General features: G+C 69.4%; 22 protein-coding genes. 4 read left to right on the forward strand and 18 right to left on the reverse strand.

Annotated elements, in window-relative coordinates:
- Positions 1-135 precede the first annotated feature (135 nt).
- Complete coding sequence (locus tag KQY30_RS10485; RefSeq protein WP_254407057.1) at positions 136-2,277, forward strand: SpoIIE family protein phosphatase; 2,142 nt, start codon at positions 136-138, stop codon at positions 2,275-2,277.
- On the opposite strand, the gene KQY30_RS10490 is transcribed toward KQY30_RS10485, so the two are convergent.
- The 3 genes from KQY30_RS10490 to KQY30_RS10500 form a co-directional block, all read right to left on the reverse strand.
- Entirely contained in the window at positions 2,269-2,676 is a 408-nt protein-coding gene (locus KQY30_RS10490) for a DUF4180 domain-containing protein (RefSeq protein ID WP_217306594.1), read from the reverse strand. The genes KQY30_RS10485 and KQY30_RS10490 overlap by 9 nt on opposite strands.
- A 70-nt stretch (positions 2,677-2,746) precedes the next feature.
- Positions 2,747-3,199, reverse strand: a complete 453-nt coding sequence (locus KQY30_RS10495; RefSeq protein WP_254407058.1) for a helix-turn-helix domain-containing protein — start codon at positions 3,197-3,199, stop codon at positions 2,747-2,749.
- A 95-nt stretch (positions 3,200-3,294) separates the two neighbouring features.
- Complete coding sequence (locus KQY30_RS10500; RefSeq protein WP_217306595.1) at positions 3,295-3,879, reverse strand: hypothetical protein; 585 nt, start codon at positions 3,877-3,879, stop codon at positions 3,295-3,297.
- A gap of 250 nt (positions 3,880-4,129) precedes the next feature.
- Here KQY30_RS10500 and KQY30_RS36315 point away from each other — a divergent pair, with 250 nt between their 5' ends.
- The 3 genes from KQY30_RS36315 to KQY30_RS10520 all read left to right on the forward strand — a co-directional run bounded on the left by KQY30_RS36315 (position 4,130) and on the right by KQY30_RS10520 (position 8,178).
- The gene (locus KQY30_RS36315) at positions 4,130-5,422 is read left to right on the forward strand and encodes a sensor histidine kinase (protein WP_254407566.1); all 1,293 of its coding nucleotides are present in this window, start codon (positions 4,130-4,132) and stop codon (positions 5,420-5,422) included.
- A 16-nt stretch (positions 5,423-5,438) separates the two neighbouring features.
- Entirely contained in the window at positions 5,439-6,116 is a 678-nt protein-coding gene (locus KQY30_RS10515; protein WP_217306596.1) for a response regulator transcription factor, read from the forward strand.
- A 208-nt stretch (positions 6,117-6,324) separates the two neighbouring features.
- Positions 6,325-8,178, forward strand: coding sequence for a glycoside hydrolase family 18 chitinase (locus KQY30_RS10520; RefSeq protein ID WP_217306597.1), 1,854 nt, complete (start codon positions 6,325-6,327; stop codon positions 8,176-8,178).
- A gap of 115 nt (positions 8,179-8,293) precedes the next feature.
- On the opposite strand, the gene KQY30_RS10525 is transcribed toward KQY30_RS10520, so the two are convergent.
- From KQY30_RS10525 to prmC, 15 genes are all read right to left on the reverse strand, one after another.
- Entirely contained in the window at positions 8,294-8,740 is a 447-nt protein-coding gene (locus KQY30_RS10525) for a DUF2550 domain-containing protein (protein ID WP_046496055.1), read from the reverse strand.
- 127 nt (positions 8,741-8,867) lie between these two features.
- Complete coding sequence (locus tag KQY30_RS10530; protein ID WP_217306598.1) at positions 8,868-9,242, reverse strand: F0F1 ATP synthase subunit epsilon; 375 nt, start codon at positions 9,240-9,242, stop codon at positions 8,868-8,870.
- A 121-nt stretch (positions 9,243-9,363) separates the two neighbouring features.
- Positions 9,364-10,815 (reverse strand): F0F1 ATP synthase subunit beta, encoded by a 1,452-nt coding sequence (gene atpD, locus KQY30_RS10535; protein ID WP_217306599.1) that lies wholly within the window; start codon positions 10,813-10,815, stop codon positions 9,364-9,366.
- Positions 10,816-11,733, reverse strand: coding sequence for a F0F1 ATP synthase subunit gamma (locus tag KQY30_RS10540; protein ID WP_217306600.1), 918 nt, complete (start codon positions 11,731-11,733; stop codon positions 10,816-10,818).
- 20 nt (positions 11,734-11,753) lie between these two features.
- Positions 11,754-13,349 (reverse strand): F0F1 ATP synthase subunit alpha, encoded by a 1,596-nt coding sequence (atpA, locus tag KQY30_RS10545; protein WP_217306601.1) that lies wholly within the window; start codon positions 13,347-13,349, stop codon positions 11,754-11,756.
- A 167-nt stretch (positions 13,350-13,516) separates the two neighbouring features.
- Complete coding sequence (locus tag KQY30_RS10550; RefSeq protein WP_217306602.1) at positions 13,517-14,332, reverse strand: F0F1 ATP synthase subunit delta; 816 nt, start codon at positions 14,330-14,332, stop codon at positions 13,517-13,519.
- Positions 14,329-14,883: a F0F1 ATP synthase subunit B gene (locus KQY30_RS10555; protein WP_217306603.1), complete on the reverse strand. Its 555-nt coding sequence runs from the start codon at positions 14,881-14,883 to the stop codon at positions 14,329-14,331. Before KQY30_RS10555 ends, KQY30_RS10550 begins: the two co-directional genes overlap by 4 nt.
- Before the next feature lie 41 nt (positions 14,884-14,924).
- Positions 14,925-15,155: an ATP synthase F0 subunit C gene (gene atpE / locus KQY30_RS10560; RefSeq protein WP_217306604.1), complete on the reverse strand. Its 231-nt coding sequence runs from the start codon at positions 15,153-15,155 to the stop codon at positions 14,925-14,927.
- Positions 15,156-15,234: 79 nt separating this feature from the next.
- A complete protein-coding gene (gene atpB, locus KQY30_RS10565) occupies positions 15,235-16,071 on the reverse strand; it encodes a F0F1 ATP synthase subunit A (protein WP_217310965.1) in 837 nt (278 codons plus the stop codon).
- A gap of 213 nt (positions 16,072-16,284) precedes the next feature.
- Positions 16,285-16,710 carry a hypothetical protein gene (locus KQY30_RS10570; protein ID WP_046496039.1) on the reverse strand — a complete coding sequence of 142 codons (426 nt, stop codon included), beginning with the start codon at positions 16,708-16,710 and terminating at the stop codon, positions 16,285-16,287.
- A gap of 274 nt (positions 16,711-16,984) precedes the next feature.
- Positions 16,985-18,355, reverse strand: a complete 1,371-nt coding sequence (locus tag KQY30_RS10575; protein ID WP_217306605.1) for an MraY family glycosyltransferase — start codon at positions 18,353-18,355, stop codon at positions 16,985-16,987.
- 145 nt (positions 18,356-18,500) lie between these two features.
- Positions 18,501-19,757, reverse strand: a complete 1,257-nt coding sequence (gene glyA / locus KQY30_RS10580) for a serine hydroxymethyltransferase (protein ID WP_217306606.1) — start codon at positions 19,755-19,757, stop codon at positions 18,501-18,503.
- A 152-nt stretch (positions 19,758-19,909) separates the two neighbouring features.
- Positions 19,910-20,557: a protein-tyrosine-phosphatase gene (locus KQY30_RS10585; protein WP_217306607.1), complete on the reverse strand. Its 648-nt coding sequence runs from the start codon at positions 20,555-20,557 to the stop codon at positions 19,910-19,912.
- The gene (locus KQY30_RS10590) at positions 20,554-21,201 is read right to left on the reverse strand and encodes an L-threonylcarbamoyladenylate synthase (protein ID WP_217306608.1); all 648 of its coding nucleotides are present in this window, start codon (positions 21,199-21,201) and stop codon (positions 20,554-20,556) included. The genes KQY30_RS10585 and KQY30_RS10590 overlap by 4 nt, the downstream gene beginning before the upstream one ends.
- Before the next feature lie 213 nt (positions 21,202-21,414).
- Positions 21,415-22,254, reverse strand: a complete 840-nt coding sequence (prmC, locus tag KQY30_RS10595; protein ID WP_217306609.1) for a peptide chain release factor N(5)-glutamine methyltransferase — start codon at positions 22,252-22,254, stop codon at positions 21,415-21,417.
- Positions 22,255-22,392 lie beyond the last annotated feature (138 nt).

Here is a 22,392-nt window from a genome sequence, read left to right on the forward strand (position 1 = left end):
CATTAGCCCATTTGGACGCTATCGTCCACATATGCACGATGTTCGATGCGTCCGGACCCCCCGGACCGCCGCCGGACAGCGTCCCCGTCGACGATCGGGCCCGGCTCCCTCCGCGTCGCCCGGGGCGGCATAGACGTGGGAGAGCCGGGAGGGCGCGGAGCGCACGGTGACAGCCCGTACGGAGACGACCGCACCGCGGAAGAGGTGGAACGCGTCCTGGCGGGGTTGGTACGGGACACCGGCGCGCACATCGGCGCCGTGTATCTGCTGATCCCGGAGGACCAGGTGCTGCGCATGGTCGTGGTGACCGGTGTGTCACGGCACGTGGCCGGCCCATGGACCCGGGTGGCACTGGCCGCGCCCGTCCCGGTGGCCGAGGCGGTGCGCGAGGGCCGGCCGGTGTGGGTGGCGAGCCATACGGAACTGGCGCACCGGTTTCCCCGTACCGCGCTCGCGCTGCCGTACCACGTCGCCCTGAGCGTCGTACCCCTGACGTCCGGCAGCACCCGCTGGGGCGCCGTGCTCCAGATATGGCCCGGTACGCACGCTCCCGAGCTGTCACGCCGGGAAGCACGGATGACCAACGACGCCCGCCACCGGATCAGCCGCCTGCTGCGGCTGGCCGCGGACGACGGGAATCCGATGCGCCCGACGGATCTGCGCATCGTGGGCCCGCCGCCCACCCGGCACGAACAGCCCGGGGCCGAGCTGACGGAACGCTTTCCGGAAGGTGCCTGCGCGCTGGACCTCGAAGGCCGTGTGACGTTCCTCAACGGCAAGGCCACCGAACTGCTGGGCCGCGGCCACCACGATCTGCTGGGCACCCGGCCCTGGGAGTCCCTGCCCTGGCTGAACGACCCGGTGTACGAGAACGCGTATCTCGCCTCGCTGTTCAGCCGCCTCCCCACGCCCTTCGTCGCCCTGCGGCCCCCCGACAACTGGCTGGCCTTCACCCTCTACCCCGACGCCACCGGCATCAGCGTGCGCATCACGCCCACCGATCCGCCCGGTCACGACCGCGAGCCGTTCCTGACCCCGCCGGTCACGGCGCAGGCCCGCCCCGGCGCCCTCTTCCATCTGCTGCACCTGTCCACGGCCCTGACCGAGGCCGTCGGGGTCAAGGACGTGGCCGAGGCCGTCACCCGCCAGATCATGCCCGTCATCAATGTCCAGGGTCTGGCGGTGCTCAGCGCCGACGAGGGAAGGATCAGGGTCGTCGCCTCCCGCGGCTTCCCGCCGGGAGTCGCGGAGTACTTCGACGGCCTCCCCCTGACCGCGGAGGGCGCGAGCCTGCGGGCCATCGCGACCGGTGCCCCCGCGTTCTACTCGAACAACGAGGAACTCCGGCGCACCTTTCCGCAGATCGAGCTGTACCGGAAAATGGCCGCTTTCGCCTATCTGCCGCTGTTCGCCTCCGGCCGTACGATCGGCTGCTGCGTCCTGGGGTACGACCAGCCGCACCCCTTCTCGCCACAGGAGCGCGCCGGTCTCACCTCGCTGGGCGGAGTGATGGCGCAGGCACTGGAGCGGGCCCGTCTCTTCGACACCGAGAACCAGGTCGCACGAGGTCTTCAGGCCGCTCTGCTGCCGCACGACCTGCCGCGGATCCCCGGCCTCGAAGTCGCCGCCCGCTATCTCCCGGCGACCCGCGGCATGGACATCGGCGGCGACTTCTACGACCTGATCAGACTGGACGACACCTCGGCCGCGGCCGTCATCGGTGACGTCCAGGGCCACAATGTGAACGCCGCCGCTCTCATGGGGCAGGTCCGCACGGCCGTGCACACGCACGCCAGCGCGGGCGCGCCGCCGGACGAGGTGCTCGCGCGCACCAACCGCCTGCTGATCGACCTGAGTTCGAACCTGTTCACAAGCTGCCTGTACGCCCATCTCGACCTGCGGCACAACCGGGCCCGTATCGCGACCGCCGGCCACCTGCCGCCCGTACTGCGCCATCCCGACGGACATACGGAGATCCTGGACGTACCCAACGGGCTTCTCCTCGGCATCGAGCCGGAGGCCGAGTACCGGACCGCCGATGTCCCGCTGCCCCCGGGCGCCGTACTCGCGCTCTACACCGACGGTCTCGTCGAAGCGCCCGGCACGGATCTGGAGGCGGCCATCGAGGAACTCGCCTCCAGACTGGCGGAAGAGGCCCCGGAGCCACTGGACGAGCTCGCGAAAACACTGGTCCGCTGTGCCGGCCGGGCCCGGCAGCCCTCCCGGGGCGGCGACGACATCGCGCTGCTGCTGATGAAGACCGCCCGATCAGGCTGACGGGTGCGTGACCGAGGACGTGGCCGGTCCGCCTGATTGGGCGAGGCGTACACGGAGGGCTTCGGCGTCGGGGACGAACCAGAGCTGAGTGCCGCGGTTGCTCTCGCGGACGAAGTCGCGCAGCGCGGTGCTGGCTTCGGTGTACGAGGTGATGTCGCCGACGACGGCGAGCTTCAGGCGGTAGTTGGCGAACTTCTGGACGATGTCGCCGGCGAGCCGGGTGCGCAGCCGGAAGAAGTCGTCCGTGAACCTGGCGACCGGCACCACGGCCCAGACGGCGCCCTGGTACATCCCCTCGCCGATCACATCGGTCGCAGCACGTTCATCACCGAGCGGGGGCCCGTCGGGCGCGCACATGAGGACGGGGGTGCCGTCGAGGTGCTGGAGTACGTCGGGCATGGGCGGTGTCCCTTTCTCATTCCGGTCGCGCTCTCGTTGCGGTCGCGCTCTCATTCCTGGAGTTGCGCTCTCATTCCGGTTGCGCGAGCAGGGTGTTGATGACTTTCAGCAGGTCGGCGGTGGTGTCGAGGGCACCCAGGACAATGATCTTGAGGGTGGCCCGCTCCTCGTCGTACACGGTCTCGACGCGCAGACGGTCACGGCTGCCCTGGCTGCCGTCCCGGCTCAGGGCGAGGGCCATGACGGTGTTGGTCAGCCGGGTCATCGCCTCGGGGCTGATGGCGTCGATCTGCACGATGCCGGACACCTCGGCGTACCGCGTCCGCCGCACGGGCGGAGGCGCCGCGCTCCCCGTGAACGCCTCCAGGTCCTCCCGGGCGATCCGGTACTGCTTCCCCACCCGCGTCGCCTTGAGCCGCCCGTCCCGTACATAACCCCGCACGGTCTTGACATGCAGGTCCAGCAGTCCGGCCACCTGCTCGACCGAATAGAACTCCCGCACCGCAGCCTGCCTTCCGAGCACACAACTCCCTTTCCTTCCTCAAAGTAACACGCAATGAGCATGAACAGGGAAGGAAAGGGAGTGGGAAGGAGTGGAAGGGTCGAGAGTGGTGGTGCTCAGTTCTTTGTCATCGACGACGACCGTTCCGTGCCCGTGGCTGCCCCCGCCGCCGGTGGCTTCTTCGGCCAGATCGTGTACGTCAGGGCGATCACTCCGTGGATGCCGACCAGCCGGAGGGCGCTGAGCTGCCAGTCGGTGAGGGGGCCCGTACGGGAGGCGTCGTCCACGTACCAGATCGCCAGTTGGAGCAGGGCCACGGCGACCGCCGCGGCCAGGACCGTACGGAGCCAGAGCCCGGCCTCGTGGCGGGCTCTGGCGGTGCCGTGACGCGGGGGTTTGGGCGGCGGCGGGGCGCCGCCCAGGCGGTGGGCGGCGTGGCCGTCGATCCACTTGACGGTGTAGTGGCCGTAGGCGACGGTGTAGCCGATGTAGAGCGCGGCCAGACCGTGTTTCCAGTCGGGCTCGGCACCGTTCTTGAGGTCGACGGCCGTGACTGCCAGCAGGACGATCTCCAGCAACGGCTCCAGCAGCAGCACCGCAGCCCCCAGCCGCGGCATCCCCGCCGGATAGCGCAGGGCCAGTCCGGCGGCCAGCAGCACCCAGAAGCCGACCTCACAGACGATGATCAGCGTGACGATCACGGACCTCTCCTTCCGGTCCCCTCCAGGCTCCTGGCCGTACCGCCGGGGCACGTCGTCGTCAGTGACGAACCACGGCTGCATCCTTCGATGTACCGTGCGCTCCCCCGGGATGGGGAGGCCGGAAGCCGCGTGGAGCGTGTTTGATGGGCGGGTGAGTGCCAGCGCTTCCGCCCTGCTCCGGCTCCGGCTCCCGTTCCGGCGTCCGTACCGTGACGGCCGTGCCGTCCGCGGCCGTCCGCACCGCGACGATCTGCTGATCGCCGCGGGCGGGCTGCTCGGCGGGCTGGTGCTGTGGTTCGTCGGACTGCACACCATCCAGGACACCCGGCCCCTCGCCGGGGCATGGGTGCTCCTCCCCATGACCGTCATGGCCGGTCTTGAGGCGCTGCGCAGGGCCACCCCGCGGCTGACCGTGCTCATCGGCACACTCGCCCTGGTCGCCGACCAGTTCACCACCGGCAGCCTGGCCACGGTCGTGATGTTCACGGACCTGATGTACGCGGCGGTGCTGTACGGGACACCGGCCGCGGCCCGCCGTATCCCCTGGACCACCGCGCTGATCACGATCACCGTGACGATCGGGCTGGCCGCCTGGCTCCACGATGTGGCCGCCCTGCTGCTGGGCGTGGTCACCGGGCTGCTCAGCTTCGCCCCCGCCACCACCGGCGCCGTGGTGCGCAACCACCGCGACGCCGCCGAGGCCGCGCGGCTGCGGGCCGAGCAGACCGCGCTGCTGGCCGAGATCGACCGCGGTCAGGCGGTACGGGCGGAGCGCGCCCGGATGGCCCGTGAGCTGCACGACATGGTCGCCAACCATCTCTCGGCGATCGCGATCCACTCCACGGCCGCGCTCTCCCTGGGCGACGAGCGGACGACCCGTGACGCGCTCTCCGTCATCCGGGAGAACAGCGTCGAGGGGCTGGCCGAGATGCGCAGGCTGATCGGGCTGCTGCGGGACGGCAGCGGGGACGGTGAGCCGACCGCCGCGCCGACCCTGCGCGCACTGGACACGCTGCTGGAGCAGGCCCGTACGAACGGCGCCTCCAGCGGTCTCTCCTTCACCCTGGACGACCGGCGCGAGGGCCGGCCGTACGACCGCCACACCGGCCGACAGCACAGCCACCAGGAGCCCCGGGACGACCAGGACCGGCAGGACCGGCACGAACGCCAGGACCGCCAGGAGGACCCCGCGGCCGACCCCCACGGCCGTACCCCCGGCCTTCCCGCCCCCGTCGAGCTGGCCGCCTACCGCATCGTCCAGGAATCCCTCACCAACGCGCTCAAGCACGCCGCGCCCGGTACCGTCACCGTCGAACTGGCCCGCACCAAGCGGGCGTTGACCGTCTGCGTCAGCAGCCCGTTCGGCCAGGCGCCGGGGCCGCGCGCGCCCGGGTCGGGAGCAGGACTGGTCGGGATGCGGGAGCGGGTGGCGCTGCTGGACGGGGTGTTCGAGGCGGGCCCCGCCGCCCCCGGCGACGGGACGGGCAGGATCTGGCGGGTACGGGCCGAGCTGCCCGTCACGGAAGGAAGCGCTGCGGCATGACGAGAAGCGGTACGGCATGACCATCCGGGTTCTGGTCGCCGAGGACCAGTCGGCGGTACGCGCGGGCCTGGTGCTCATCCTGCGCAGCGAGCCCGGTATCGAGGTCGTCGGGCAGGCCGCGGACGGCGAGGAGGCGGTCGCGATGGCCCGCGAACTCCGGCCCGATCTGGTGCTGATGGACGTACAGATGCCCCGGCTCGACGGCGTGTCGGCGACCCGGGCGGTGGTCGGCGAGGGGCTCGCGGACGTTCTGGTGCTGACGACCTTCGATCTGGACGAGTATGTCTTCGGGGCGCTGCGCGCCGGCGCGTCCGGCTTTCTGCTGAAGAGCGCCGAGGCCGCCGAACTCCTCGCGGCGGTACGGACGGTGGCGCGCGGCGAGGGTCTGATCGCCCCGGCCGTGACCCGCCGGCTGATCGCCGAGTTCGCCGCGCCCGCGCCCGTACGGCAGGCCGACAGCCCGGATCCCGAGAGGCTGAACGTCCTGACGCGCAGGGAGCGCGAGGTGCTCGGCTGTCTCGGCGAGGGGCTGTCGAACGCGCAGATCGCCGTACGTCTGACGATGGCCGAGGCTACGGTGAAGACGCATGTGAGCAGGCTGCTCGGCAAGCTCGAACTGCGCAGCCGGGTCCAAGCGGCAGTACTGGCACAGGAGTTGGGGATCCGGCAGGAAAGGCCTTACCGAGCCCCGTGAACAGCGGCTTTCACCGGACGGCGACCACCGCTCCCCCGCCGCGCCCCACCTCGCCTTTGGTCTGGACCTATTGACGAGTGGTCCAGACCTTCCTACTCTCACCGCACACGCTGCGGTGAGCCGACGCAGGGTGAGCAGTGCACGGACCCACCCCCGCTTAGTCCGGTACTCCGGTACTCATACTCCGGTACTCACCTGAGGAGCACGCTTGAACATCCAACCCGCCCTCCACAGAACGCGATTCAGATCCAAGGCAGTCGCCGGCCTGACCGCGCTGCTGCTCCCGCTCGCGGCCCTGGTCGGCCTCGCCAGCCCGGCCGAGGCGGCCGCCTCGGCGACCGCCACGTACACCAAGGCCTCCGACTGGGGCACGGGCTTCGAGGGCAAGTGGACGGTGAAGAACACCGGTACCACCACCCTCAGCTCCTGGACGGTGGAGTGGGACTTCCCCTCCGGCACCGCCGTCACCTCCGGCTGGGACGCCGACATCGCCGGTTCGGCCAACCACTGGACCGCCAAGAACAAGTCGTACAACGGCACCCTCGCCCCCGGCGCCTCGGTGAGCTTCGGCTTCAACGGCAGCGGCTCCGGCGCCCCTTCGAACTGCAAGCTCAACGGCGCGTCCTGCGACGGCGGTCCGACCGTCCCCGGCGACAACCCGCCCTCGGCGCCCGGCACCCCCACCGCGAGCAACATCACCAACAACTCGGTGACGCTGAGCTGGACCGCGGCCACCGACGACAAGGGCATCAAGAACTACGACGTCCTGCGGGGCGGTACGAAGGTCGCCACGGTCACCGGTACGGCGTACACCGACTCGGGTCTGACCGCGGGCACCGACTACTCGTACACCGTCCAGGCGCGTGACAGCGCCGACCAGACGGGCCCGGTCAGCGGTGCCCGCGCGGTCCGCACCACCGGCGGCGGCGGTACGGACCCGGGCCCCGGCGGCAAGGTCAAGCTCGGCTACTTCACCGAGTGGGGCGTCTACGGCCGCAACTACCACGTCAAGAACCTGGACACCTCGGGTTCCGCGGCCAAGATCACGCACATCAACTACGCCTTCGGCAATGTCACCGGCGGCAAGTGCACGATCGGTGACTCGTACGCCGACTACGAGAAGGCGTACACGGCCGACCAGAGCGTCGACGGCGTCGCCGACACCTGGGACCAGCCGCTGCGCGGCAGCTTCAACCAGCTCCGCAAGCTGAAGGCCAAGTACCCGCACATCAAGGTCCTCTGGTCCTTCGGCGGCTGGACCTGGTCCGGCGGCTTCGGCCAGGCCGTGCAGAACCCGACGGCCTTCGCGCAGTCCTGCTACGACCTGGTGGAGGACCCGCGCTGGGCCGATGTCTTCGACGGCATCGACCTGGACTGGGAGTACCCGAACGCCTGCGGTCTGACCTGTGACACCAGCGGTCCGGCGGCGTTCAAGAACATGATGCAGGCCATGCGCGCCAAGTTCGGCTCGAACAACCTGGTCACGGCGGCCGTCACGGCGGACGCCTCGACCGGCGGCAAGATCGAGAAGGCCGACTACGCGGGCGCGGCCCAGTACATGGACTGGTTCAACGTCATGACGTACGACTTCTTCGGCGCCTTCGCCGCGCAGGGCCCGACGGCCCCGCACTCCCCGCTCACCTCGTACCCGGGCATCCCGCAGCAGGGCTTCAACTCGGCCGACGCGATCGCCAAGTTCAAGGCGCAGGGCGTGCCGGCGAACAAGCTGCTGCTCGGGATCGGCTTCTACGGGCGCGGCTGGACCGGAGTGACACAGGACGCCCCGGGCGGCAGCGCGACGGGCGCGGCTCCCGGTACGTACGAGGCGGGTATCGAGGACTACAAGGTCCTCAAGAACACCTGCCCGCCCACCGGCACCATCGCGGGCACCGCGTACGCCAAGTGCGGCAGCAACTGGTGGAGCTACGACACCCCGGCCACCATCGCGACCAAGACGGCCTGGGCGAAGCAGCAGGGCCTGGGAGGTGCCTTCTTCTGGGACTTCACGGGAGACACCTCGAACGGCGAGCTGGTGACCGCGGTCAAGAACGGCATCGGATAACACCGGCGGCACAGCAGTGAGGGGGCGGCGCCCGAGCGCCGCCCCCTTTCGCATGCCCCAAGACTTCGCGTGCCCCGAGCCTTCGCGTCCCCGTCAGTGGCCGGAGACCCGGACCTCAGGCCACATTCACCCGCTGTCCCGGCGGCGCCGCCTCCAGCCACGCCAGAAAGCCCGTCAGCGCGTCATCGCTCATCGCGAGTTCCAGCCGTACGCCTTTGTGCACACAGCCCAGAATCACCGCGTCCGAGAGCAGCGCCAGCTCCTCCTCGCCCTCCGGCGCCCGGCGCGCCAGCACCTCGATCGCGGAGCGCTCCAGGGTACGGCGCGGGCGCGGGGCGTAGGAGAAGACCCGGAACCAGTTGATGCGGTCGCTGTTGTAACGGGCCACCCCGTACACCCAGCCCTTGCCGGAGAGATCGGGCTCCTCCGGCACGTTCCAGCGCAGACTGCAGTCGAATGTCCCGCCGGAGCGCTGGATCAGCCGCCGGCGCAGTCCGAAGACGAAGAGTCCCACCGCGACCAGTACGACCACCAGTCCGCAGACGAGCAGAGCGAGGACCATCACCATCGACCTCCTCGCCTCGTTCAGTACCGGAACACAAACCGCACCTGCATCGCCTCAGCCGCGACCCGGTCTGGAGAAGTCCAGCCAGGGCCGCGGCTGAGGGTAGAACCAGTGGTGGCGGGGCTCAGCGCACCGCCACCGCACGCAGCCGGACATCGGCGCGCCGCTGTGCGGCATCGTCGTCGTCCGACTTCGCACGCTCCAGCGCCAGCTCCGCGCGCTGGGTGTCGATCTCGTCCGCCAGCTCGGCGATCTCCGCCAGCAGCGAAAGCTTGTTGTCGGCGAACGAGAGGAAGCCGCCGTGCACCGCGGCCACCACCGTTCCACCATCACTCGTACGGATGGTCACCGGGCCCGATTCCAGCACACCGAGCAGCGGCTGGTGACCGGGCATGACGCCGATGTCGCCGGACGTGGTGCGCGCGACGACCAGGGTGGCCTCGCCGGACCAGACACTGCGGTCCGCGGCGACCAGCTCGACATGCAGCTCAGCGGCCAAGGGTGGCTCCTCGGGTCACCACCCGACGGTTTCCGCCGGGTGTCGGTCTTGATTCTATGGGGTGTCGGAGAGAGCGTCGGAGGGGGCGGGACGAACCCGCCCCCCTCTGCAAGCACAAGGCTCAGGAGACGCCCAGCTCCTTGGCGTTGGCCTTGAGGTCCTCGATGCCACCGCACATGAAGAACGCCTGCTCGGGGAAGTGGTCGTAGTCCCCGTCGCAGATCGCGTTGAACGCGGTGATCGACTCGTCGAGCGGTACGTCGGAACCGTCCACACCGGTGAACTGCTTGGCGGCGTGGGTGTTCTGCGACAGGAAGCGCTCGACGCGGCGGGCACGGTGGACGACGAGCTTGTCCTCCTCGCCCAGCTCGTCGATACCGAGGATCGCGATGATGTCCTGGAGGTCCTTGTACTTCTGCAGGATTCCCTTGACCCGGCTGGCCGCGTCGTAGTGGTCCTGCGAGATGTAACGGGGGTCCAGGATGCGGGACGTCGAGTCCAGCGGGTCCACCGCCGGGTAGATGCCCTTCTCCGAGATCGGACGCGACAGCACGGTCGTCGCGTCGAGGTGCGCGAAGGTCGTGGCCGGGGCCGGGTCGGTCAGGTCGTCCGCAGGCACGTAGATCGCCTGCATCGAGGTGATCGAGTGACCACGGGTCGAGGTGATGCGCTCCTGGAGCACACCCATCTCGTCCGCCAGGGTCGGCTGGTAACCCACCGCGGAGGGCATGCGCCCGAGCAGCGTGGAGACCTCGGAACCGGCCTGGGTGAAACGGAAGATGTTGTCGATGAAGAGCAGCACGTCCTGCTTCTGCACATCGCGGAAGTACTCCGCCATGGTCAGCGCGGAGAGCGCCACACGGAGACGGGTGCCCGGCGGCTCGTCCATCTGGCCGAAGACCAGCGCGGTCTTGTCGAGCACGCCCGACTCGGCCATCTCGTCGATCAGGTCGTTGCCCTCACGGGTGCGCTCACCGACACCGGCGAACACGGAAACACCATCGTGCAGATTTGCCACACGCATGATCATTTCCTGGATGAGGACGGTCTTGCCGACGCCCGCACCACCGAACAGACCGATCTTGCCGCCCTTGACGTACGGGGTCAGCAGGTCGACGACCTTCAGGCCGGTCTCGAACATCTCGGTCTTGGACTCGAGCTGGTCGAAGGCCGGGGCCTTGCGGTGGATCGGCCAGCGCTCCGTGATCTGGGACTCGGCGTCGGGCTCGTTCAGGATCTGACCAAGGGTGTTGAACACCTTGCCCTTGGTCACATCGCCGACCGGGACGGTGATCCCGGTGCCCGTGTCGTTCACCACGGCCTGGCGGACCAGACCGTCGGTGGGCTGCATCGAGATGGCGCGTACCAGGCCGTCGCCCAGGTGCTGGGCGACTTCCAGGGTCAGCGTCTTCTTCTTGCCGGCCTCGGCCGGGTCGGCGACCTCGACGTGCAGCGCGTTGTAGATGTCCGGCATCGCGTCGACGGGGAACTCCACGTCGACGACCGGGCCGATGACCCGGGCGACGCGGCCCGTGGCCGCGGCCGTCACAGCATTCTCGGTAGTCGTCGTCATTTACCTGTCACTCCCCGCGGTGGCGTCGGACAGGGCGCTCGCGCCTCCGACGATCTCGCTGATTTCCTGGGTGATTTCGGCCTGGCGGGCCGCGTTGGCAAGCCGGGAGAGGCTCTTGATCAGCTCTCCCGCGTTGTCGGTCGCCGACTTCATCGCGCGCCGGGTGGCGGCGTGCTTGGAAGCGGCGGCCTGCAACAGCGCGTTGTAGATACGGCTCTCGACGTACCGCGGCAGCAGGGCGTCGAGGACGTCCTCCGCGGAGGGCTCGAAGTCGTACAGCGGAAGGATCTCGCCCTTGGTGCCGGCTTCCTCGGCCGCGCCTTCGAGGCTGAGCGGCAGCAGCCGGTGCTCCACCGGCGTCTGCGTCAGCATCGAGATGAACTCGGTGAAGACGATGTGCAGCTCGTCGACACCGCCCTCGGCCGTCTCCTGCTGCACGGCCTCGATCAGCGGCGCCGCGATCCGCTTGGCGTCCGCGTACGTCGGGTTGTCGGTGAAGCCGCTCCACGAGTCCGCGATCTTGCGCTCACGGAAGGTGTAGTAGGCGACACCCTTGCGGCCGACGATGTACGAGTCGACCTCCTTGCCCTCGCCACGGAGCCGCTCGGTGAGCCGGTCCGCCGCCTTGATGGCGTTCGAGGAGTAGCCGCCGGCCAGACCGCGGTCGCTCGTGATGAGCAGGACCGCGGCACGGACCGGCGCCTCCACCTCGGTGGTCAGCGGGTGCTTGGTCGTCGACCCCGTCGCCACCGCGGTGACCGCGCGGGTCAGCTCGGTCGCGTACGGCGTGGAGGCCGCCACCTGGCGCTGCGCCTTGACGATGCGCGAGGCGGCGATCATCTCCATCGCCTTGGTGATCTTCTTGGTCGCGGTGACGGATCGGATGCGACGCTTGTAGACCCGGAGCTGGGCTCCCATGAGTCAGGTCCCTTCCGTCGTCACTTGGAGACGCTGACGGCCGGCGCGTCCTCGCCCAGGAGCTTGCCGTCCGAGGTCTCGAACTGCCGCTTGAAGGCGGCGATCGCGTCCGCGATGGCCTGGAGCGTGTCGTCGGACATCTTGGCGCCCTCGGCGATGCTGGTCAGCAGCTCCTTGCGCTCACGGCGCAGGTACTCCAGCAGCTCGCTCTCGAAGCGGCGGATGTCCAGGACCGGTACGTCGTCCATCTTGCCGTTGGTGCCGGCCCAGATGGAGACGACCTGCTCCTCGATCGGGTACGGCGAGTACTGCGGCTGCTTCAGCAGCTCGACCATGCGCTTGCCGCGCTCCAGGGCCGCCTTGGAGGCCGCGTCCAGGTCGGAGCCGAAGGACGCGAACGCCTCCAGCTCGCGGTACTGGGCGAGGTCCACGCGGAGCCGGCCCGACACCTGGCGCATGGCCTTGTGCTGGGCGGAACCGCCGACTCGGGAGACGGAGATACCGACGTTCAGCGCGGGCCGCTGCCCGGCGTTGAACAGGTCGGACTCCAGGAAGCACTGGCCGTCGGTGATGGAGATCACATTGGTCGGGATGAAGGCCGACACGTCGTTGGCCTTCGTCTCGACGATCGGCAGACCCGTCATCGAACCGGCGCCCAGGTCGTCGGAGAGCTTGGCGCAGCGCTCCAGCAGACGCGAGTGCAGGTAGAAGACGTCACCCGGGTAGGCCTCACGGCCCGGCGGACGGCGCAGCAGCAGGGACACCGCGCGGTACGCGTCGGCCTGCTTCGAGAGGTCGTCGAAGATGATCAGGACGTGCTTGCCCTGGTACATCCAGTGCTGGCCGATGGCCGAGCCGGTGTACGGGGCCAGGTACTTGAAGCCGGCCGGGTCGGACGCGGGGGCGGCGACGATCGTCGTGTACTCGAGCGCGCCCGCCTCCTCCAGCGCACCGCGTACGGACGCGATGGTGGAGCCCTTCTGACCGATGGCGACATAGATGCAGCGGACCTGCTTGTTGCTGTCGCCCGAGCGCCAGTTGTCACGCTGGTTGATGATCGTGTCGACGGCCAGCGCGGTCTTGCCGGTCTGGCGGTCGCCGATGATGAGCTGACGCTGGCCGCGGCCGATCGGCACCATGGCGTCGACGGCCTTGTAGCCGGTCTGCATCGGCTCGTGGACGGACTTGCGGACCATGACGCCCGGAGCCTGAAGCTCAAGGGCGCGGCGGCCTTCGGTCTCGATCTCGCCGAGGCCGTCGATCGGGTTGCCGAGCGGGTCGACGACGCGACCCAGGTAGCCCTCGCCGACAGCGACGGAGAGGACCTCGCCGGTACGGGTGACCGACTGCCCCTCCTCGATACCGCTGAACTCACCGAGGATGATCGAACCGATCTCGCGCTCCTCGAGGTTGAGGGCGAGACCGAGGGTGCCGTCCTCGAACTTCAGCAGCTCGTTCGCCATGGCCGAGGGAAGGCCCTCGACCTTCGCGATACCGTCGCCGGCCACGCTGACCGTACCGACCTCCTCGCGCGAGGCCGCGTCCGGCTTGTACGACTGGACAAAGTTCTCCAGCGCGTCCCGGATCTCCTCCGGCCGGATCGTGAGCTCCGCCATCTGGGTTCCCTGCTCTCCTTGTTGGGCCCGAAGTTTCTTTGGGGGTCTGCGTATCTCGGGGTCTGGGGGCGACCCCCAGGAATCTTCTGCAATCTCTGCACGGCCCAACCGGGCCGCTGGTGCTGCTCTGTTCTGTTGCCTGCCGCTGCTGCCCGGCGCTTCGCGAGTCAGCCGGCGAGCCGCCGTTCCGCCTCTTCGAGACGGTCCGCGACCGTGCCGTTGATGATCTCGTCGCCGACCCGCACCGAGATCCCGCCGAGGACCTCAGGGTCCACGTCCAGATTCAGGTGCATCGGGTGGCCGTACAGCTTCGCCAGTGCCGCGCCGAGGCGCCGCTTCTGTCCGTCGGTGAGCGGTACCGCCGAGGTGACGACCGCGACCATCCGGTCCCGGCGCGCCGCGGCGAGCCGGGACAGGGTCTGGAGACCCGATTCCAGGCTACGTCCACGGGGCTGGGTCACAAGGCGCACAACCAGGCGTTCCGTGACCGGATCGGCACGACCGCCGAGCAGGTCGCTGAGCAGCGTGGTCCTGGCGGAGACCGTGGCCGACCGGTCGGTCAGCGCGGCGCGCAGCGCGGTGCTGGACTCCACGATCCGGCCGAACCGGAACAGCTCGTCCTCCACGTCGTCGAGCGTCCCGTTCCGCTGGGCGGCGGTCAGCTCGGCGACGGCGGCCAGCTCCTCGACGGAGTCGACCAGGTCGCGCGGCTCCGACCAGCGGGAGCGGACCATGCCGGAGACCAGATCGGCGGTCGGGCCGCCCACCTGGCCGCTCAGCAGCCGTCCGGCCAGCTCGGCTTTTGCCTCGCCGGGCTGCGCCGGGTCGGTCAGGACCCGGCGCAGCGACACCTCGCGGTCGAGCAGCGCGGTTACGGCGGCCAGTTCCCCGGCGAGCTTCGCGGCGTCGGCCGACGTGCTGTCGGTCAGCGCGTCGAGACGCTCGCGTGCGGCTGCCAGTGCCTCGCGGCTCGCTCCGTTCATCGCCTGGCCTCGGCCTTCTCGGCGCCGTCCTCGAGCTCGTCGAGGAAGCGGTCGATGGTGCGGCTCTGCCGGGCGTGGTCCTCCAGGGACTCGCCGACCAGCTTGCCGGCCAGCTCCGTGGCGAGCTTGCCCACGTCCTGGCGGAGCGCGCTGGCCGCGGCCTTGCGGTCGGCCTCGATCTGGGCGTGACCGGCGGCGATGATCTCCTCACGCTGCCGCTGCCCCTCCGCCTTCATCTCCTGGATGATGACGGCGCCCTGCTCGGTGGCCTCCTGGCGGAGACGAGCGGCCTCGTGGCGGGCTTCGGCGAGCTGGGCCTTGTACTGCTCCAGCACGCTCTGGGCCTCGGTCTTGGCCTCCTCCGCCTTCTCGATGCCACCCTCGATGGCCTCTCGGCGCTCTTCCAGAACCTTGTTGATGTTCGGGAGGAGCTTCTTGGCGAGGAAGCCGAAGACGATGACGAAGGCGAGCAGACCGATGACAAGCTCGGGAACCGGCGGGACGAGAGGGTTTTCCATCTCCTCAGCCGCGATATTGAGCAGTGGGCTCACATCAGTGCCTTTCGTCTAGTGGGCTGGTCGTGAGTCCGCGATCACGTGCCGTAGACGAACGGCATGACCAGACCGATGAGGGCGAGCGCCTCACAGAACGCGAAACCAAGAATCTGGTTGGTACGGATCAGGCCGGCCGCCTCGGGCTGACGGGCGAGGGCCTGGGTGCCGTTACCGAAGATGATGCCGACGCCGACGCCGGGGCCGATCGCGGCCAGGCCGTAGCCGATGGAGCCGAGCGAACCGGATACGGCGGCAAGAGTCTCGGACATGCCAGTTCTTCCTTCTCTTTCACGGACCGGTGGGGGTTGGCCACCGGACGACTGTGGGGTCTGGGACGGAGTGGGGCGGTCAGTGGTGCTCGGCGAGCGCGCCCTGGATGAAGCTGCACGTCAGCAGCACGAAGACATACGCCTGAAGGGCCTGGATGAAGAGCTCGAAGACGGTCATGACGATGACCATCACGAACGAGACGCCGGCGTAGGCGATACCGATGCCGTTGAGCAGGTACCAGCTCGCGATCGTGAAGAGCAGCAGCAGCGTGTGGCCCGCGAACATGTTCGCGAAGAGTCGCACCGCGTGGGTGAACGGGCGGACCAGCAGGTTCGAGAACAGCTCGATGGTCATCGAGAGCGGAAGGACCGCGCCGAGCGACTTGTCGTAGCCGCTGAAGTTCTTGAAGGCGCCGACGAAGCCGTGCCGCTTGAAGGTGAGCGACACCCACATGACATAGACGATGAACGCCAGCACCGCGGGGTACGAGATGATCGCCGTCACCGGGAACTGGGCGACCGGGATGATCGACCAGAGGTTCATCATCCAGACGAAGAAGAAGAGGGAGACGATGATCGGTACGTACTTCTCGCCCTCCTTCTTGCCGATGATCTCGTAGACGACATTGCGGCGTACGAAGTCGTAGCCGGCCTCGGCCACCATCTGAAGCTTGCCCGGGACAACCTTCGGCTTGCGGAAAGCAGCCCAGAAGAAGCCCACGATGATGAGGGAGCCCAGCAGCGCGAGCAGCATCGTCTTGTTGAAGTACACGCTGCTGTCCGCGTTGCCCACGATGGGCTCGAACAGGAACGAGTGCAGGCCGGGTGCCGGGAAGCCACATCCGTCGAAGATGTGGCAGTCGGTCTCGAAGGCGAGCACCTGCGTCGGGTCAGCACTCACCGCGGGCTCCTTCAGCATGGCGCATAGGTACGGCAACCTCGTTGTGTCGGCGCGGCGCGGAGCCGCGGTTCGGCACTGGACTGGGGGTGGTACGGATGTGGGGACGGCGGTCGGGCGGTGAGCCTCGCGTGAGAACAGGCGTCAGCTCGGATGCCCGCGCCCGCAATGCCGCAGTTGGCACCGGACGATAGCAGGATTTCGAACGGGCACTTATCCCGGCCCTACTCCTCACGCCGACGACCCCGACTTCTCGGACGAGGCGGCGGGGTCGACGTAAAGGATCTTGGCCTTCATATGGGCGCGGGCCTGCGCGGCGACCCACACGAGAGTCGCCGCGACGAGCGTGATGGCGAAGGCCTTCGGGTTGAACAGGGTCGTGTCCTTGAACGCGGCCACGAAGATGAAGAGCAGCAGGAGCTGGGCCGTGTACAGCAACAGCCCCATCGCCTGGAACAGATGCGGCAGCGACGCCGCCGTGCGCTGGAGGACCACCAGCCCGATACCCATGAACAGCACGACCACCAGCGTCCCGACACCGGCTCCCAGAGCACCCTTGCCGCCCGCGGCCACACCTGCGACCACCGTGGCGATCACGCCGGCGGCGGCTGTGGGAACGGCGGTGTGCAGCAGGATCCGGACGTCGTTGGACGGCATGGCGGCAGCTCCGCTTGCTGGGTGGGGCAGATGGTGTCGTCATGGACGAGCGTAGGCCCGGTCCGAGAGAAGGTTTCTCGGGCCAACGAACCGTCGCACTCCGGTCCTTCGGCTCTGTCGCCGGGTCTCGTGAACAGTATCACAAACTATTTGATGAGAGCTTTACCAACGTAGTGTGCTCACTGTCACACATGAGAGTTACCCCGCGCGTGTGTGCAGGACACCGGTGCATGTTGTCTGGTATTGGCCCCTGCTGAGGGTAATGGACCGGCCGTCAGTTCCTCGAACCGGCCTTTCGACGGTCGGGAAAACGCGAACGAGCGCCCAGCGCGGTCGCCCCGTTGACGCCGGCGGGAACAGGCGTGCGCTCCTCGGCCACCGGCTGCGGCCCGGCCTGCGCCTCCTGCGCCATGGCCAGCGCCGGTACGGGAGCGATGGCCTCGGCCTCGACGGCCTCGGCGGCCTGCGCGGGACGCTGCCTGCGCCGGTAGCGCGGCGGTACGAACGATTCCGCCCAGAGCGGAGCCCTCGGCGTGAACCGCGGCAGCAGCAGAAGCACCAGACCCACCGCGCTCAGCGCGACGACCACCAGCAGGATCCACATCGACGCCGAGTGCACCGAGTACGCGACCACTCCGAAGGCGATCAGCGCGGACCAGAAGTACATGATCAGCACCGACCTGCTGTGCGAGTGCCCGATCTCCAGCAGCCGGTGGTGGAGATGGCCCCGGTCGGCGGCGAACGGCGACTGCCCGTTCCAGGTACGGCGCACGATCGCCAGCACTAGGTCGGCGAAGGGGATCGCGATGATCGTCAGGGGCAGCAGCAGCGGGATGAAGACGGGCAGCGCGGCATGTGTGGCCTCGCGGGTGGAGCCCTCGAAGATCTTCAGCACATCGAGGTCGACCTGCCCGGTCACCGAGATCGCGCCCGCGGCGAGCACCAGGCCGATCAGCATCGAGCCCGAGTCGCCCATGAAGATCCGCGCGGGATGCATGTTGTGCGGCAGGAAGCCCACGCACATCCCCATCAGGATCGCCGCGAAGAGCGTGGCGGGGGCGGCGGCCTCGATGCCGTACCCGTACCAGAGCCGGTAGGTGTACAGGAAGAAGGCCGCGGCGGCGATGCACACCATGCCGGCCGCGAGACCGTCCAGACCGTCCACGAAGTTGACGGCGTTGATCGTGATCACGACCAGCGCGACGGTCAGGAGCGTGCCCTGCCAGGAGGTCAGCGAGACCATGCCGGCACCGGGCACCGGGATCCACAGAATCGTCAGACCCTGCATGACCATGACGCCCGCCGCGATCATCTGCGCACCGAGCTTGATCAGGGCGTCGATCTCGAACTTGTCGTCCAGAACACCGATCAGCCAGATCAGGGCGGCACCGGAGAGCAGCGCGCGCGGCTCGTTGGACAGTTCGAAGACCCCGTTGAGGTTCTGCAGGTTGTCCGCGACGAGCAGTCCGGCGCACAGCCCGAAGAACATGGCGATGCCGCCGAGTCTCGGCGTCGGTTCGCGGTGCACGTCACGGGCGCGGATCTCCGGCATCGCCCCGGTCGCGATGGCGAACTTCCGCACCGGGCCGGTCAGCAGATAGGTCACCGCAGCCGTCACACAGAGCGTCAGCAGGTAATCACGCACGGGCTGCCCCACAGGAATCGCTGGCCATCTCAGCCCCACACCCTAGCCCTCGCCGGACCCGCCGGTGGATACCGCGTCGCCATATGAGCCAGGACGGGCTGCCGAACGGGATGGTTGCACGACTGTACGCCGCACCGTGTTCCCGTCAGGAAAGCTTCCCATACGGAGGGAACCGCCCGACCAGGTCCCGTACTTCGGTACGGACCCTGCGAGCCGTCTCCGCGCCCCCGCGCAGCGCCGAGGTGAAGAGGGCCGCGATGCGCGCCATTTCGGCCTCTGCCATGCCCTGGGTGGTCACGGCGGCGGTGCCCAGCCGGATGCCGCGGGCGTCCGGGTACGGCAGTGCGCATGTGTCGAGGACCACACCCGCGGCGGCCAGCCGGCCGCGGGCCGCCTTGCCGTCCAGGCCGAGTGGCCCCGGATCGGCGGTGATGAGATGCGTGTCCGTACCGTCCGTGGTGATCCGGAGACCCTCCGCGGCCAACGCGTCCGCGAGCGCCCGGGCGTTGGCCACGACCTGGTGCGCGTACGCCGTGAACGCCGGGGCGGCCGCCTCGCCGAACGCGACGGCCTTTGCGGCGATCGTGTGCATCTGGGCACCGCCCTGGGTGAACGGGAACACCGCGCGGTCGACGCGCTCGGCGAGGTTCTCCCCGCACAGGACCATTCCGCCGCGGGGGCCGCGCAGCACCTTGTGGGTAGTGGCGCACACCACATCGGCGTACGGCACCGGGTTGGGCGCCGCACCCCCGGCGACGAGGCCGATCGGATGCGCGGCGTCCGCGATCAGATACGCCCCGACGTCGTCGGCGATCTCGCGGAACACGGCGTAGTCGATATGGCGCGGATACGAGATGGAGCCGCAGACGACGGCCTTGGGGCGGTGCTCGCGGGCCAGGGCGCGGACCTGCGCGTAGTCGATGAGGCCCGTCTCCTCGTCGACCCCGTACCCCACGAAGTCGAACCAGCGGCCCGAGAAGTTGGCCGGCGAGCCATGGGTGAGGTGTCCGCCGTACGCGAGTCCCATCGCCAGCACGGTGTCCCCGGGGCGCAGCAGGGCGGCGTACGCGGCGAGGACGGCGGAGGAGCCCGAGTGCGCCTGCACATTGGCGTGCCCGGCGCCGAAGAGGGCCTTCGCCCGCGCGACCGCGATCCGCTCGGCGGCGTCGACCAGCTCGCAGCCGCCGTGATGGCGGCGGCCGGGGTAGCCCTCGGCGTACTTGTTGGCCAGGGGCGAGCCGAGGGCGGCGAGGACGGCGGGCGAGGTGAAGTTCTCGGCGGCGATGAGCTGGAGGCTGTCCGCCTGCCGCCGCGCCTCCCCGAGGATGACCTCGGCCATCTCGGGATCCTGCCGCAGCAGAACGCCGGCCTCGGCCTGAGCGGAAGAGTTGACGACCGGCATGACGGACTCCGGACCTCGGGGGTGCGTGCGCCCTCCCATGCTAGGCACGGGCTGCGGAATCAAGCCCGTCCGGCGCAAATCGAGCCTGTCCGGCGATTGAGGACACAGCACAGCAGCCCGTCCGGCGATTGAGGACGTTCTACCGCGGCGTCCTACCGCGGCGTCACGCCCGTCAGCGCCGTGACCACCGGGTCCAGCGCCTGGTGGATCTCCTCGCCGATCGAGCGGAAGAACGTGATCGGCGCCCCGTACGGGTCGTACACCTCATCCGCCTCCGCCGTGGGCGCCAGCAGCCACCCCCGCAGCGCCGCCGCCGCCCGGACCAGCGCGCGGGCGCGTTCGACCACGCCCTCGTCCACCGGGTCCGGCAGCGTCGCCGGGTCTATCGCCCGTACCAGCCGGGTGAACTCCTTGAGCGTGAAGGTGCGCAGACCCGCCGAGTGCCCCATGGAGATCACCTGCGCACGGTGGTCGCGGGTCGCGGTGAGAACCAGGTCCGCGCGGATCACATGCTCGTCGAGCAGCTCACGCCCGACGAAGCCGGACGCGTCCGCGCCGAAGTCGGCCAGGACGGCCTCGGCGTTGGCCTCCATCGGGGCGCCCTCGTGCCCCCAGGTGCCCGCGCTCTCCACGATCAGGCCGCCGGTGAGCCGCTCGCCGAGGCGAACGGTCAGGGCATGCCGGTGCAGCCGCTCGGTGATCGGCGAGCGGCAGACATTGCCGGTGCTGACGTGGAGGATGCGGAAGGTGCTGCCGGTGTGTGCGGTCTCCGCTATGCCACGCCCCTCAGGGGCGGTCAATTGGCCACCTCGAGGTCGGGTACCACCTTGCGCAGCTCCTCCGCGTCGAGGGCGCCGGCCCGCAGCAGTACCGGGACCGGGCCTGTGACATCGACGATCGAGGAGGGCACGATGCCCGGCGTCGGACCGCCGTCGAGGTAGACCGAGACGGAGTCGCCCAGCATCTCCTGCGCCGCGTCGCAGTCCTCGGGGGACGGGTGTCCCGAGAGATTGGCGCTGGAGACGGCCATCGGGCCGACCTCGGTGAGCAGTTCGATGGCGACGGGGTGCAGCGGCATCCGGATCGCGACCGTGCCCCGGGTGTCGCCCAGGTCCCACTGGAGGGACGGCTGGTGCTTGGCGACCAGGGTGAGCGCGCCCGGCCAGAACGCGTCGACCAGCTCCCACGCCTGCTCGGAGAAGTCGGTGACCAGGCCGTGCAGGGTGTTCGGGGAGCCGATCAGCACGGGCGTGGGCATATTGCGCCCGCGGCCCTTGGCGTCCAGCAGATCGGCGACCGCCTCCGTGCTGAAGGCGTCCGCGCCGATGCCGTACACGGTGTCGGTGGGCAGCACGACCAGCTCACTACGGCGTACGGCCGACGCGGCCTCGCGCAGACCCGTCGAGCGGTCGGTCGCGTCGTTGCAGTCGTATCGCCGTGCCATCAGCCTGACTCCCTTTTACTTTGTGGCTCGGTTCGCCTCCGGGGCGCTCTTGCCACCGTCGACGGTCGATCGTGCTCGGTTCCCTCGTTCCTCGCGAACCTGCGCGCGGTCTCCTTTCGACGGCGACGCGCCCCTTCGGCTCACTCGCCGGGTAGTCGGGGGGCGCGGCGGTCCGAAGCGGACGGGCCGGGGCGAGAGGGTTTACCGGGGCGGTCACGGCAGGGCCTTGCGTGCCGTGGCGAAGCGGGGGCGCTTGTTGAGGTCCGGGTGGTCCGCGGCGTCCGCCCAGCCGGACTCCTCGCTGAAGATCCACGGGACCTGTCCGCCCTGTGTGTCCGCGTGCTCGACGACGACCAGGCCGCCGGGCCGCAGCAGCCGGTGCGCGGTGCGCTCGATGCCCCGGATCGTGTCGAGTCCGTCCTCGCCGGAGAAGAGCGCCATCCCGGGGTCGTGGTCGCGGGCCTCGGGCGCCACGTACTCCCACTCGGTGAGCGGGATGTACGGCGGGTTGGAGATCACCAGATCGACCTGGCCGTCCAGCTCGGGAAGGGCCGTCAGGGCGTCTCCCTGGTGCACGGTGACCCTGGACCCCTCGGCGTTCTTCCGCGTCCACGCCAGGGCGTCCTCGGACAGCTCCACGGCGTGCACCCGGGACCGCGGCACCTCCTGGGCCATCGCGAGCGCGATCGCGCCGGAGCCCGAGCAGAGGTCGACGATCAGCGGCTCGACCACGTCCATCGCCCGTACGGCGTCTATGGCCCAGCCGACGACCGACTCGGTCTCCGGACGCGGTACGAACACCCCCGGCCCGACCTGGAGTTCCAGATAGCGGAAGAAGGCGCGCCCGGTGATGTGCTGGAGGGGTTCCCTGGCCTCACGGCGGGCCACCGCCTCCCAGTAGCGGGCGTCGAAGTCCGCGTCCTCGACGCGGTGCAGTTCGCCCCGCTTCACGCCGTGCACGTACGCGGCGAGTTCCTCCGCGTCGAAGCGCGGTGAGGGGACGCCCGCGTCGGCCAGCCGGCGGGTGGCCTGTGCCACCTCCGCGAGCAGCACGGATCGGGGGTGCGGGGGTCGCCCCCGGGGGTAGCTGCACGCTGGTCCTCCGGGCTGGAGTCGTACGGTTGTTTCTCACAAGTCCTGCGCGGGACACGGCCGTCCCGCTTACCGCCTACCGCTTACTCGTTCACTGCT

Origin of the sequence: Streptomyces sp. GMY02 (assembly GCF_019056675.1) — a bacterium.
GTDB lineage: Bacteria > Actinomycetota > Actinomycetes > Streptomycetales > Streptomycetaceae > Streptomyces > Streptomyces odonnellii.

What these genes read in the sequence shown, in the direction of transcription:
- KQY30_RS10490 (WP_217306594.1), bottom strand. Translation starts at nt 2,676, where the DNA reads ATGCCCGACGTACTCCAGCACCTCGACGGCACCCCCGTCCTCATGTGC.
- KQY30_RS10515 (WP_217306596.1), top strand. Translation starts at nt 5,439, where the DNA reads ATGACCATCCGGGTTCTGGTCGCCGAGGACCAGTCGGCGGTACGCGCG.
- KQY30_RS10525 (WP_046496055.1), bottom strand. Translation starts at nt 8,740, where the DNA reads ATGGTCCTCGCTCTGCTCGTCTGCGGACTGGTGGTCGTACTGGTCGCG.
- atpD (WP_217306599.1), bottom strand. Translation starts at nt 10,815, where the DNA reads ATGACGACGACTACCGAGAATGCTGTGACGGCCGCGGCCACGGGCCGC.
- KQY30_RS10540 (WP_217306600.1), bottom strand. Translation starts at nt 11,733, where the DNA reads ATGGGAGCCCAGCTCCGGGTCTACAAGCGTCGCATCCGATCCGTCACC.
- atpA (WP_217306601.1), bottom strand. Translation starts at nt 13,349, where the DNA reads ATGGCGGAGCTCACGATCCGGCCGGAGGAGATCCGGGACGCGCTGGAG.
- KQY30_RS10550 (WP_217306602.1), bottom strand. Translation starts at nt 14,332, where the DNA reads ATGAACGGAGCGAGCCGCGAGGCACTGGCAGCCGCACGCGAGCGTCTC.
- atpE (WP_217306604.1), bottom strand. Translation starts at nt 15,155, where the DNA reads ATGTCCGAGACTCTTGCCGCCGTATCCGGTTCGCTCGGCTCCATCGGC.
- KQY30_RS10570 (WP_046496039.1), bottom strand. Translation starts at nt 16,710, where the DNA reads ATGCCGTCCAACGACGTCCGGATCCTGCTGCACACCGCCGTTCCCACA.
- glyA (WP_217306606.1), bottom strand. Translation starts at nt 19,757, where the DNA reads ATGCCGGTCGTCAACTCTTCCGCTCAGGCCGAGGCCGGCGTTCTGCTG.
- KQY30_RS10590 (WP_217306608.1), bottom strand. Translation starts at nt 21,201, where the DNA reads ATGGCACGGCGATACGACTGCAACGACGCGACCGACCGCTCGACGGGT.